General features: G+C 66.4%; 12 protein-coding genes and 1 pseudogene. 8 read left to right on the top strand and 5 right to left on the bottom strand.

Annotated features, from left to right (window positions below; genetic code table 11):
- Positions 1–16 precede the first annotated feature (16 nt).
- Positions 17–715, bottom strand: a complete 699-nt coding sequence (locus tag G3N94_RS35590; protein ID WP_205798777.1) for a pirin family protein — start codon at positions 713–715, stop codon at positions 17–19.
- 383 nt (positions 716–1098) lie between these two features.
- Here G3N94_RS35590 and G3N94_RS35585 point away from each other — a divergent pair, with 383 nt between their 5' ends.
- From G3N94_RS35585 to G3N94_RS35570, 4 genes are all read left to right on the top strand, one after another.
- On the top strand, positions 1099–1875 hold the full coding sequence (locus G3N94_RS35585; protein ID WP_205798775.1) for an ABC transporter substrate-binding protein: 777 nt from the start codon (positions 1099–1101) through the stop codon (positions 1873–1875).
- A 227-nt stretch (positions 1876–2102) separates the two neighbouring features.
- Positions 2103–2792 carry a histidine ABC transporter permease HisQ gene (gene hisQ / locus G3N94_RS35580; RefSeq protein ID WP_205798773.1) on the top strand — a complete coding sequence of 230 codons (690 nt, stop codon included), beginning with the start codon at positions 2103–2105 and terminating at the stop codon, positions 2790–2792.
- Positions 2789–3502: an ABC transporter permease gene (locus G3N94_RS35575; RefSeq protein ID WP_205798771.1), complete on the top strand. Its 714-nt coding sequence runs from the start codon at positions 2789–2791 to the stop codon at positions 3500–3502. Before hisQ ends, G3N94_RS35575 begins: the two co-directional genes overlap by 4 nt.
- Before the next feature lie 18 nt (positions 3503–3520).
- A complete protein-coding gene (locus tag G3N94_RS35570; protein WP_205798769.1) occupies positions 3521–4300 on the top strand; it encodes an ABC transporter ATP-binding protein in 780 nt (259 codons plus the stop codon).
- 67 nt (positions 4301–4367) lie between these two features.
- Here the strand turns inward: G3N94_RS35570 and G3N94_RS35565 are convergent, their stop codons facing one another.
- A complete protein-coding gene (locus tag G3N94_RS35565; protein ID WP_205798767.1) occupies positions 4368–4880 on the bottom strand; it encodes a GNAT family N-acetyltransferase in 513 nt (170 codons plus the stop codon).
- Positions 4881–5021: 141 nt separating this feature from the next.
- Here G3N94_RS35565 and G3N94_RS35560 point away from each other — a divergent pair, with 141 nt between their 5' ends.
- Together G3N94_RS35560 and G3N94_RS35555 are read left to right on the top strand one after the other, a co-directional pair.
- Positions 5022–5951 carry a LysR family transcriptional regulator gene (locus G3N94_RS35560; protein ID WP_205798765.1) on the top strand — a complete coding sequence of 310 codons (930 nt, stop codon included), beginning with the start codon at positions 5022–5024 and terminating at the stop codon, positions 5949–5951.
- Between the two features lie 484 nt (positions 5952–6435).
- Positions 6436–7509, top strand: a complete 1074-nt coding sequence (locus G3N94_RS35555) for a porin (protein WP_205798763.1) — start codon at positions 6436–6438, stop codon at positions 7507–7509.
- Between the two features lie 128 nt (positions 7510–7637).
- Here the strand turns inward: G3N94_RS35555 and G3N94_RS35550 are convergent, their stop codons facing one another.
- Together G3N94_RS35550 and G3N94_RS35545 are read right to left on the bottom strand one after the other, a co-directional pair.
- On the bottom strand, positions 7638–7976 hold the full coding sequence (locus G3N94_RS35550) for a P-II family nitrogen regulator (RefSeq protein ID WP_006398637.1): 339 nt from the start codon (positions 7974–7976) through the stop codon (positions 7638–7640).
- A gap of 65 nt (positions 7977–8041) precedes the next feature.
- Positions 8042–9775, bottom strand: a complete 1734-nt coding sequence (locus G3N94_RS35545; RefSeq protein WP_205798761.1) for an NAD+ synthase — start codon at positions 9773–9775, stop codon at positions 8042–8044.
- 115 nt (positions 9776–9890) lie between these two features.
- Here G3N94_RS35545 and G3N94_RS35540 point away from each other — a divergent pair, with 115 nt between their 5' ends.
- On the top strand, positions 9891–11069 hold the full coding sequence (locus G3N94_RS35540) for a GNAT family N-acetyltransferase (protein ID WP_205798759.1): 1179 nt from the start codon (positions 9891–9893) through the stop codon (positions 11067–11069).
- A 56-nt stretch (positions 11070–11125) separates the two neighbouring features.
- Positions 11126–11458 (top strand): annotated as a pseudogene (locus G3N94_RS35535) (GIY-YIG nuclease family protein); the annotation flags it as partial.
- Positions 11459–11680: 222 nt separating this feature from the next.
- On the opposite strand, the gene ppa reads toward G3N94_RS35535, so the two are convergent.
- Positions 11681–12208, bottom strand: coding sequence for an inorganic diphosphatase (gene ppa, locus G3N94_RS35530; protein WP_132022101.1), 528 nt, complete (start codon positions 12206–12208; stop codon positions 11681–11683).
- Positions 12209–12462 lie beyond the last annotated feature (254 nt).

Raw genomic sequence — 12462 nt, 5'->3', positions numbered from 1 at the left:
CCGCGCCCTCGCCCGTTCAGGCGAGATCGACCAGCAGCACCTCCGCATCCCGGCCGCGCGTGAACGCGACCGATTCCACCCCGCCGATCCGCGCGCCGTCGCCGGCCTCGAGCGGTTCGCCGTTGACGTCCACCGCGCCGCGCGCGACATGGACGTACACGCTGCGCCCGGCCGGCACGCCAACTGCCGCCGCTTCGCCCCCGTCGATCAGCCCCGCATAGATCCGCGCGTCCGCGCGCACCGACATCGAGCCGTCGCGCCCGTCCGGCGACGCGACGAGCCGCAGCCGGCCGCGCTTCTCGTCCGCGCCGAAACGCTTCTCTTCATAACCGGGCCGCCCGCCCTGCTCGATCGGCAACAGCCAGATCTGCAGCAGATGCAGTGGCCGGTCGCGCGACGCGTTGTACTCGCTGTGCACGATCCCGGTGCCGGCGCTCATCCGCTGCACGTCGCCGGCCCGCACGATCGACCCGTTACCCATGCTGTCGCGGTGCGCGAGCGCGCCGTCCAGCACGTACGTGACGATCTCGATGTCGCGATGCGGATGCATGCCGAAGCCGCGGGTCGGCGCGATCCGGTCGTCGTTCAGTACGCGCAGCGCGCCGAATCGAGGGTCCGCGTCGTCGCAACAGCCGGTGATCGGGAAGCTGCGATGCGACTCGAGCCAGCCGTGGTGGGCATAGCCACGGTCGGCGGCGCGGCGGATCTGGAACATGGGGCGCTCCGTCAGGGTTTTCGAGATGCCGCCAATGTAGGGGGACGCGGATGCCACAACAATCCGCGCACGCGCACCGGATCGTTGCACCCATGAACCCAATTCCCGCCAAATTCGCTGCGACTGAAGCGATTGCCGCAACGGCCCGAACGATCCCGGCCGATTGGCGTCGTCCGGCACCAACGGATGTGCGGACAAGCGCGCCAATGCGCTGTCCGGGGATCGCGTTCGGGTAAAATACCGCGCTTTTGGCGCCCGCCTATCCGGCGGTTGCCGCCGCCCGGACGCCGAACAACGAATTTTGGCTACCTAGAATACGGCGTGGCGCCCGGCCCTCGAGGCCGCGCGTGCCGCCCCGGCAAGTCAGAAACAAAAGGATGGAAATGAAGAAGGCCGCCCTGTGCGCCGCCCTCGCCCTCGTGGCGGGCAGCGCCTTCGCGAAGGAGTGGAAGACCGTGCGGATCGGCGTCGACGCCAGCTATCCGCCGTTCGAGTCGACCGCACCGAGCGGCGAGATCGTCGGTTTCGACGTCGATCTCACCAAGGAAATCTGCAAGCGCATCAACGCCAAATGCGTGTGGGTGGCGCAGGATCTCGACGGGATCATCCCGGCGCTGAAAGCGAAGAAATACGACGTGATCGTGTCGTCGCTGACCGTGACGGACAAGCGCCGCGAACAGATCGACTTCTCCGACAAGGTATACGACGCACCGGCGCGGATGATCGCGAAGACCGGCTCGCCGCTCGTGCCGACCGTCGCGTCGCTGAAGGGCAAGCACGTCGGCGTCGAGCAGGGCTCGACGCAGGAAACCTACGCGAAGGCGTACTGGGAGCCGCAGGGCGTGACGATCATTCCTTACCAGAACCAGGACCAGGTCTACGCCGATCTCGGCTCGGGCCGCCTCGACGCGGCGCTGCAGGACGAGCTGCAGGCCGACTACGGCTTCCTGCGCACGCCGCGCGGCAAGGGCTTCGCGTTCGCGGGGCCGGAAGTGAAGGATCCGAAGACGATCGGCGACGGCACCGCGATCGGCCTGCGCAAGGAGGATACCGACCTGAAGCTCAAGATCAACAAGGCGCTGGCCGACATGCACAAGGACGGCACATACGACCGGCTGTCGCACAAGTATTTCGCGTTCAGCGTCTACTCGGCCCGCTGAGATCCGGACGCGGGGCTTGCCTCGCGTCCGCGCAGTAACCGCAGTCAAACCAGGCAGTCAAACCACGCGCCGCCCGCACCCTCGCCCGCCGCCCCCGCGGCAGGCGGGCCCGGCGCCCCCGCCGGGGCGGACGGTCATGATACGCACGGGGCGTTCCGCGCAGCATGCGGGGCGCGTCTTTCGCGGTGCACCCGGTGCGCCGTCAGGGACCACACCAGGGACCACATATGTTTCTTCAAGGCTACGGCCCGCTGATCTTCGCCGGCACCTGGCAAACCGTCAAACTGGCGGTGCTTTCGCTCGCGCTGTCGTTCCTGCTGGGCCTTCTCGGCGCGGCCGCGAAGCTGTCCCGCAACCGCTTCACGAGCGGCGTCGGCACCGTCTACACGACGCTGATCCGCGGCGTGCCGGACCTCGTGCTGATGCTGCTGCTGTTCTACAGCCTGCAGATCTGGCTGAACCAGCTCACCGATCTCGCGGGCTGGGACCAGATCGACATCGATCCGTTCCTCGCCGGCGTGCTCGTGCTCGGCTTCATCTATGGCGCGTACTTCACCGAGACGTTCCGCGGCGCGTTCCTGTCGGTGCCGCGCGGCCAGCTCGAGGCCGGCAGCGCATACGGGATGACGAACTGGCAGGTGTTCACGCGCGTGATGTTCCCGCAGATGATGCGCTTCGCGCTGCCGGGCATCGGCAACAACTGGCAGGTGCTCGTGAAGTCCACCGCGCTCGTGTCGATCATCGGCCTCGCCGACGTCGTGAAGGCGTCGCAGGATGCCGGCAAGGGCACGCTGCGGTTCTTCTTCTTTACGCTGATCGCGGGGGCGATCTACCTGGCCATCACGACGATTTCGAACTTCGTGCTGATATGGCTTGAAAAGCGCTATTCGACCGGCGTCCGCAAGGCAGACCTATGATCGACCTCATCCAAGAATACTGGCGCAACTATCTCTTCACCGACGGCTACCGGACCACCGGGGTCGCGATCACGCTGTGGCTGCTCGTCGTGTCGATCGGGCTCGGCTTCTGCCTGTCGGTGCCGCTCTCGGTCGCGCGCGTATCGAAGAAGAAGTGGCTGTCGAGGGCAGTATGGCTCTACACGTACGTGTTCCGTGGCACGCCGCTGTACGTGCAGCTGCTGCTCTGCTACACGGGCCTCTACAGCCTGCAGGTCGTGCGCGGCACGCCGATGCTCGACGCGTTCTTCCGTGAAGGGATGAACTGCACGCTGCTCGCGTTCACGCTGAACACCTGCGCGTACACGACCGAGATCTTCGCGGGCGCGATCAAGGCAACGTCCTACGGCGAGATCGAGGCCGCGCGCGCGTACGGGATGTCGACCTTCACGATGTACCGCCGCGTGATCCTGCCGTCGGCGCTGCGCCGCGCACTGCCGCTGTACAGCAACGAAGTGATCCTGATGCTGCACGCGACGACGGTTGCGTTCACCGCGACCGTGCCGGACATCCTGAAGATCGCCCGTGACGTCAACTCGGCGACCTACATGTCGTTCCACGCGTTCGGCATCGCCGCGCTGCTTTATCTCGTGATCTCGTTCGCGCTCGTGTGGCTGTTCCGCCAGGCCGAGCGCCGCTGGCTCGCGTATCTGCGCCCGCAGGGCAAGTAAGTTTCCGCAGGATTATTGATGAATTCCCAGACTCAAAAGCTTTTCGTCGACAACCTCCACAAGCGGTACGGCAGCAACGAAGTGCTCAAGGGCGTGTCGTTGAAGGCGAACGCGGGCGACGTGATCAGCGTGATCGGCTCGTCCGGCTCCGGCAAGAGCACGATGCTCCGCTGCATCAACTTCCTCGAGCAGCCGAACGCGGGCCGCATCGTCGTCGACGGCGAGGAAGTGCGCACGACGCCCGACAAGACCGGCGCGCTGCGCGCCGCCGATCCGAAGCAGCTGCAGCGCGTGCGCACGAAGCTCTCGATGGTGTTCCAGCACTTCAACCTGTGGTCGCACATGAACGTGCTCGAGAACGTGATCGAAGCACCCGTCAATGTGCTGAAGCTCGGCAAGCGCGAAGCCGAGGAGCGCGCGCGCGAGTATCTGGAAAAGGTCGGGCTGCCGCCGCGGGTCGAGAAGCAGTATCCGTCGCACCTGTCGGGCGGTCAGCAGCAGCGCGTCGCGATCGCGCGGGCGCTGGCGATGCATCCGGACGTGATGCTGTTCGACGAGCCGACTTCCGCGCTCGATCCGGAGCTCGTCGGTGAAGTGCTGAAGGTGATGCAGAAGCTCGCCGAGGAAGGCCGCACGATGATCGTCGTCACGCACGAGATGGGCTTCGCGCGCAATGTGTCGAATCACGTGATGTTCCTGCACCAGGGCCGCGTCGAGGAAGAAGGCGTGCCGGCCGACGTGTTCGCGAATCCGAGCAGCGAGCGGCTGCGTCAGTTCCTGTCGGGCAGCCTCAAGTAAGCCGGGACGCCCGATCCCGCCGCGCCGCCGGGCGCCTCGCGGTTCGCCGCGTGGCGCCCGGTTGCGTTTACGCGCGGTCGGACGGCACGGCATCCACAGGTGCCGCGTCGGCGAAGGCGCGCAGCGCATCGCCCGCGAGCCGGTAGCGCACCCACTCGCTTTGCGGCGCCGCGCCGACGCTCTCGTAGAAGCGGATCGCCGGTTCGTTCCAGTCGAGCACGCTCCACTCGAAGCGCCCGCAGCCCGCATCGACCGCGATCCGCGCGAGCGCCTTCAAGAGGCGCAGGCCGGCGCCCGCGCCGCGAAAGCGCGGCGACACGTACAAGTCCTCGAGATACAGCCCCTGCCGGCCGAGCCAGGTCGAATACGAAAAGAAGTACAGCGCGAAGCCTGCCGGCTCGCCGTCGACCTCGCAGACCAGCGCGCGCGCCGGCGACGCTTCGCCGAACAGGCTGCGCTCGAGCGACGCGACGGTCGCGACCACCTCGTTCTCGGCTTTCTCGTAGACAGCCAGCTCGGTAATGAAGCGCAGGATCAGCGGCACGTCGGCGACGGTGGCGGAACGAATGTCGATATTCACGGTAAAGGCCCTCCCCGGCCGGCATGAAGCAAATGGCGGCACCCTGCGAGCGCCCTGAACGCGCGCTGGCGCCGATGAAGACGTCATGCTACGTTCATCGTTCCACTGCAGGAAGTGCAGTTTCTTCATCCCGACATGAACATGATGCATCCCGATCTCCGCCGCCTCGACCTGAACCTGCTGCTCGTGTTCGACGCGCTGTACCGTCACCGGTCGGTCGCGGCGGCCGCGCATGAACTGGCGATGAGCCCGTCCGCGTTGAGCCACGCGCTCGCGCGGCTGCGCACGGCGATCGGCGACGCGCTGTTCGTGCGGCTCGGCAACGAGATGCAGCCGACCGTGCGCGCCAACGACATCGCGACCTGGGCCGGCGACGCGCTCGACGCGATGTCGAAGGGGCTCGCGCGCGCCCGCCGCTTCGACCCGGCACACAGCGAACGCACCTTCGTGTTCGCGGCGACCGACTACACGGCGTTCGCGGTGCTGCCGGCGTTCATCGCGCGGATCCAGCACGTCGCGCCACAGTTGCGGATCCGGGTCGTGCACTCGGACCGCAAGATCTCGACCGACGAGCTCGCGGCCGGCCGCATCGATTTCGCGCTCGGCTACCACGAGGAATTCGCGGCCGACACGCCGGGCATCGAGGATTTCGACTGGTTCTCGGACGACTACGTCGTGATCGCAAGCGCAGATCATCCGCAGATCCGCCGCCGCGTGACGCTCGAGCAATACCTCGCGGCGCGCCACGTGGTCGTCACGCCATGGAACGAGACGCGCGGCGTCGTCGACTACGTGCTCGACCGGCTGGGCCTCGCGCGGCAGGTCGCCGTGCAGTTGCCGTCCGTGCTCGCCGCGCCGTTCATCATCGCGGAGTCAGCACTCCTGATGACCTTGCCGAACCGCGCTGCCCGGGTGCTGCACCGCGCGGCGCCGATCCGCGTCTTTCCGGCGCCGTTCGAGATCCCGCGCTACACGCTGAAGGTCTACTCGCACGCGAAGCATGCGCGCACCGATGCGCACCGCTGGATTCGCGCGCAACTGCTCGACGCACGGCCGGACGATCTCGCGTAGACGGGCGACTCGGGCGCCGGCTGGCTGCGTCGGGCGCCTACGCCACGCTTTCCCCAGCGTCAATAGTGGCAATCCTTGACGCAACTTCCCGCAAACCGTGTCTCCCTTTCAGGACAAGGCTTTCGCGGCAATCCGCGAGGCCGCTGCACGCTGTTGCGTCGCGTGTTGCATGGCAATTTGGCGACACGTGTTAGTCAAACAACGATTTCCATCGCCACAAAATTGTATTTTTGCTAAATTAGTAACCAAAGTAGCAAAACGAAGTTCATGAAATGTAGTTTTGTTTCATAACACAACAAGGAGACCCCGCTGGCCGACCCGGTTCCGCGGGCCCGCTCAACGGTCATTCCGTCCGCTTGCCTGCGCGCCAAGTCCACCGGCTTCGCGCGAGGTCTCCCTGGTTATCCCGCTTTTGTCCGGTGCTCGCGCGTCGGGCATCTCGTGCAGTTCTGGGTTGACTTTTTGACAGGGTATGGAGGAGATGATGAAGAAAGCTTTGGTCGCCGCAGCGCTGATGGCTGCTGGAATCGCCGCTCACGCGCAAAGCAGCGTCACGCTGTACGGCCGCCTGGATGCCGGCATCGAGTACTTGAACGGAATGCAGAACGGCTCCCGCTGGCGCGCGGAAAGCGGCGACTGGGGCACGAGCCTGTGGGGCATCAAGGGCGCCGAGGACATCGGTGCCGGCAACAAGGTGGTCTTCCAGCTGGAAGGCAGCTTCGACACGATGAGCGGCGCGGGCCCGGGCGGCGGCAGCCTGTGGAATCGCTGGGCGACGGTCGGTATTGCGAACAATACGTACGGTACGCTGCTGCTCGGTCGCGAACTCGCGATCGCGAACGGCGTGTGGGATTTCGACCCGCTCGGACAATCGGCGTGGTCGAGCGCGTCGCTGGTGCGCGGCCGCAACTGGAACAAGACGAGCAACAACATTTCGTACCAGTCGCCGAAGCTGTACGGCTTCGACTTCTACGGCCAGTACGCACTGTCGAACGCGACGAACTGGAACGGCAACGGCACGACCGGCCAGGGCCGCAGCGTTGGCGGCCAGCTGACCTATACGACGTCGCTGTTCCAGCTGCGCGGCATCTACGACGAAGCGCGCAACCCGGCGAACGGCAAGCTCGACGACGTGTTCAACTTCTCGCGTGAATACTTCGCGGGCGCGAACGTGTTCCTCGGTCCGTTCAAGCTGCAGGCGGCCTACCAGACGTCGCACGCGGACGCCGGCCCGGCAGTCAACAACGGCATCACGTCGACGCAGCAGGTCTGGGGCGGCGTGACGTGGCAAGCGACGCCGGCGGCTGCGCTGATCGCGGCGGTTTACCACGTGAACGCGAACCACGGCGGCGGCAACGCGAACATCTACACGCTCGGCGGCACGTACAACCTGTCCAAGCGCACGCTGCTCGACTTCCAGGTCGCCACGGTCCGCAACAGCAAGACCGCGAACTTCGGCCTGAACGCAAACGGCGCCGGCACCGAAGTGTCGACGGGCAACCCGAAACAGGGCGGCAGCCAGACGGGCGTCTACGCGGGCATCCAGCACCTGTTCTGATCCGCGTTCGACCCACAGAATCGATTCGACAAGTTTTCCACGCTGCTGCGAGAGGCGCGTATCGGTGCGGTACCCGACAGGGTATCGCACCTTTTTTTATTGGCGGCGGATGTCGACGCCCTGGCCACTTACACGGCCGCTTCGTTCTCCTCGCCGGTGCGGATGCGAATCACGCGCTCGACGTCCGACACGAAGATCTTGCCGTCGCCGATCTTGCCCGTGCGCGCGGCGCCGATCACCGCGTCGATCACCTGATCGACCTGCGCTTCCGCGACGACCACCTCGATCTTCATCTTCGGCAGGAAATCGACGACGTACTCCGCGCCGCGATACAGCTCGGTGTGCCCTTTCTGGCGGCCGAAGCCCTTCACCTCGGTCACGGTCAGGCCCGTCAGGCCGACCTCGGCGAGCGCTTCGCGCACTTCGTCCAGCTTGAACGGCTTGATGATGGCGGTGATGCGTTTCATGATGGTTGTCCCTCGATGCTCGTTTGGATGAAAAGACGTGGCCCCGATTCTACGCCGCGCGCGGCTCAATCGAGGCTTTCGGTAAAGCGCGACGTGATCGGGTAGCGCCAGTCGCGGCCGAACGCGCGATGCGTGACGCGGATCCCGATCGGCGCCTGGCGCCGCTTGTATTCGTTGATCTTGATGAGCCGCGTGACGCGCTGCACGTCGGCCTCGGCATAGCCGGCCGCGACGATCCCGGCGAGCGGGCGGTCCTCTTCCATGTACATCCGCATGATCGCATCGAGCACGTCGTACGGCGGCAGGCTGTCCTGGTCGGTCTGGTTCTCGCGCAGCTCCGCGGACGGCGCGCGCGTCAGGATCCGCTCCGGAATGATGTCGCGCGTGCCGTATTCGGCGGCCGCGTTGCGGTAATGGCAGAGCCGGTAGACGAGCGTCTTCGCGATGTCCTTGATCACCGCGAAGCCGCCCGCCATGTCGCCGTACAGCGTGCAGTAGCCAACCGCCATCTCGCTTTTGTTGCCGGTCGTCAGCACGATCGAGCCGAACTTGTTCGACAGCGCCATCAGCAGCGTGCCGCGGATGCGCGCCTGGATGTTCTCCTCGGTCGCGTCCTCCGCGCGGCCCGCGAATTCGCCCGCGAGCGACGCGCGAAATGCGTCGAACATCGGCGCGATCGCGATCTCGTCGTAGCGCACGCCGACGCGGCGCGCCATGTCGGCCGCATCGGTCGTCGAGATGTCGGCCGTGAAGCGCGACGGCATCATCACCGCACGCACGCGCTCGGGCCCGAGCGCGTCGCATGCGATCGCGAGCACCAGCGCGGAATCGACGCCGCCCGACAAGCCGATGATCGCGCCGGGGAAGCCGTTCTTGCCGATGTAGTCGCGCACGCCCATCACGAGCGCGCGGTACACCTGCGCCTCGAGCGGCAGCTCGGGCGCAATCGCCGCGGCGAGCGGCCGCGCGCCATCGAACTCGACGATCGCATGCCCTTCGTCGAACTGCGGCATCTTCGCGACCAGCTCACCCGCCGCGTCGAGCACGAACGAGCCGCCGTCGAACACCAGCTCGTCCTGCGCGCCGACGAGGTTCACGTACACCATCGGCAGCCCCGTCTCGCGGATGCGCGCGCGCAGGATGTCCATCCGCACCGCTTCCTTGTTCATGTGATACGGGGAGCCGTTCGGGATCAGCAGCACCTGCGCGCCGGCCGCCTTCGCGATCTGCGCGGCCGACGCATGCCACGCGTCTTCGCAGATCATCACGCCGTATTTCACGCCGTTCAGCTCGAACACGAGCGGCTCGGCGTCGGTCGCGAAATAGCGCTTCTCGTCGAACACCTCGGCGTTCGGCAAGTCCTGCTTGCGGTAGGTGCCGACGATCTCTCCACCGACGATCAGCGACACCGCGTTGTAGGTATCCGACGGCGGCACGCCGCGCTCGATCGGACGGTTTGCATTACCATCGACGCCTGACGAACCCGCGTCGCCGGTATTGCCTTCGCCGCCCGCCCCTTCGCCGGCCGCGCGCAGCGGATGGCCGACCAGCACCGCGAGCCCGTCGAACGCCTTCAGCTCGGCCGCGAGCGTGTCGAGCGCGACCGCCGACGCCGCGTAGAACGCGGGCCGCAGCAGCAGGTCTTCCGGCGGATAGCCGGACAGCGCGAGTTCGGGAGCGATCATCAGCTGCGCACCATCGTTGTGCGCGGCGCGCGCGGCTGCGACGATACGCGCGACATTGCCGGCGAAATCGCCGACGGTGACATTGATTTGAGCGAGAGCGATACGGGTCTTCATGACGGGATCGGCGCTGCCCGGCGGCGCGCGGTGAACGGCTGATGAAATTGCTCCGGGGGCGGGCCGCGGCAGGCGGCGCGCGTCCGGCGACATCCAACGGGACGGACTCACACGGTTGAAACACGAACGCATCGATTATCGCACGGGCATCCTGACGTCCCCGGCCGAGGTGTCGGCCGACGAATGGAATGCGCTGCTCGGACGCGACGCGCGCCCGACGCCGTTCCTGCGCCACGAATTCCTCGACGCGCTGCATATCGCGCGATGCGCGGTGGACGAGACCGGCTGGTCGCCGCGCTTCGTCACGCTGACCGACGAGCGCACGGGCCGGCTCGCGGCCGCTGCGCCCGTCTACCTGAAGAGCCATTCGTACGGCGAATACGTGTTCGACTGGGCGTGGGCCGACGCGTACCAGCGCAATGGCGTGCCCTACTACCCGAAGCTGCTGTGCGCGGTGCCGTTCACGCCCGTACAGGGCACGCGCGTGCTCGCCATCGACGACGATGCGCGCCGCCGCCTCGCGGCCACGCTGCTCGCGCTCGCCGAGCAGAGCGACGTGTCGTCGCTGCATGTGCTGTTCCCGACCGAAGCCGAAGCGCAACTGTTCGACTCGATGGGGATGATGCTGCGCGAGGGCGTGCAGTTCCACTGGGTCAACGACGGCTATCGCCACTTCGACGATTTCCTCGACACGCTCGAGCAGAAGAAGCGCAAGAACATCCGCGCGGAGCGGCGCAAAGTGCGCGACGCGGGCGTGACGTTCCGGCGCATCGCGGGCGACGCGATCGGCGATGCGGACTGGCGCTTCTTCTCGCGCTGCTACCGGCAGACCTACCGCGACCACTATTCGAGCCCGTACCTGAACCTCGAATTCTTCCGCACGATCGGCAAGACGATGCCGGAGAACCTGCTGCTCGTGATCGCCGAAGCCGACGGCAAGCCGATCGCGAGCGCGCTCGCCGTCTACCAGCGCGACGCGGGCGGCGGCGGCACGCTGTACGGCCGCTACTGGGGCGCAGTCGAGCACGTGCCGTGCCTGCATTTCGAGACCGCGTACTACCAGCTGCTCGAGTTCTGCATCGAGGCCGGGCTCGATACGTTCGAAGGCGGCGCGCAAGGCGAGCACAAGCTCGCGCGCGGCTTCCTGCCGACCGTCACGCATTCCGCGCACTGGCTCGCGCATCCGGCGTTCTCGGATGCGGTGTCGCGCTTTCTCGAACGCGAGACGGACCACATCCATGCGTATGTCGACGAACTGCGCGATCACAATCCGTTCAAGCGGGACGGCGACTAGCGCGCGACGCGCGCCTTTTCTGAGACACTGGCGGCTTCGCGTTCCGCCACCCTGTCATGTCCTGGTTCCTGTATCTGATCGAATGCGCCGACGGCAGCGTCTACACCGGCATCACGACCAACGTGGCCGCGCGCTTCGACGAACACGCGGCCGGCAAGGGTGCGCGCTACACGCGCTCGCGCAAGCCGCGCGCGGTGCTCGCGTCGTTCCCGCTCGCCGACCGGTCGAGCGCGTTGCGCGCCGAATATCGGGTCAAGCAACTGACGGCCGCGCAGAAGCGCGAGCTGGCTGCGGGCATCAGAACGCTCGAATCGGTGTTGCCGGTGGTGCGGGCGGTCGCAGACGATACGGCCGCCCCGAACGGCGACGCGCCGAAACGCGGTCGCGCCACGGCCACCCGATCGCCAGCCCGCACGGGCCCGGCCGCGATGACGACGTCGAAGGCACGCACGCGCCCGGCCGCGAAGACCCCGCCGACTCGCCGCAGCACACCCGCACCGGCCTCCGCGCCGAAGTAAACCGCCCGCGCAAAACAAAACCGCGCGGCCTCGTAACGAGGCTCGCGCGGTTTTTCGCGTCGAACGGACCGGCCATCCCGGCCGGAACGCCGCTTACTTCTTGTAGTTCGCGGCGCCGTCGGTGATTTCCTTGTGCGCGGCATCGATGCCGGCCCAGCCCTCGACCTTCACCCACTTGCCCTTCTCGAGCGCCTTGTATTGTTCGAAGAAGTGCTTGATCTGGTCCTTCAGGTACTCGGGCACGTCGTCGATCGACTTCAGGTTCGCCGTCATCGGGCAGATCTTGTCGTGCGGCACCGCGACCAGCTTCGCGTCGACGCCCGACTCGTCGGTCATCTGCAGCATGCCGAGCACGCGCGAGCGCACGATCGAGCCTGCCAGCAGCGGGAACGGCGTGATCACCAGCACGTCGACCGGATCGCCGTCACCCGACAGCGTCTGCGGGATGTAGCCGTAGTTCACCGGGTAGCGCATGCCCGTGCCGATGAAGCGGTCGACGACGAGGAGACCGAGCTCCTTGTCCGCTTCGTACTTCACCGGATCGCTTTGCGCGGGAATCTCGATGATGACGTTGAAATCTTGCGGCAAGTCCTTGCCGGCCGGAACATGGTTGAAGCTCATGAGCGTTCTCTGTTGGTCGAAGGGAATTCGGGACAGGGCACGCCGCGGTCGAGGCACGCGCCGCCGGCATGTCCGGAAAGAATGCGCCATTATAGCCAATCGATCGGTGGCGTCCGGATGACGATCGGCGCGATAATCGCGCTCAGCGTCCGGCCATCGAACAAAACGAAGCGTTGCATTGGATACAAGAGGCGACAGGAGCAGGCATGGAAGAGGCAAAGCACTTCATCGCGGGTGAATGGACATTGCCCGCA

Source organism: Burkholderia sp. Ac-20353 (genome assembly GCF_017104785.1).
Taxonomy (GTDB): Bacteria; Pseudomonadota; Gammaproteobacteria; order Burkholderiales; family Burkholderiaceae; genus Burkholderia.
Note: the sequence above shows the minus strand (reverse complement) of the source record. Positions and strands in the feature narration are given on the sequence as shown.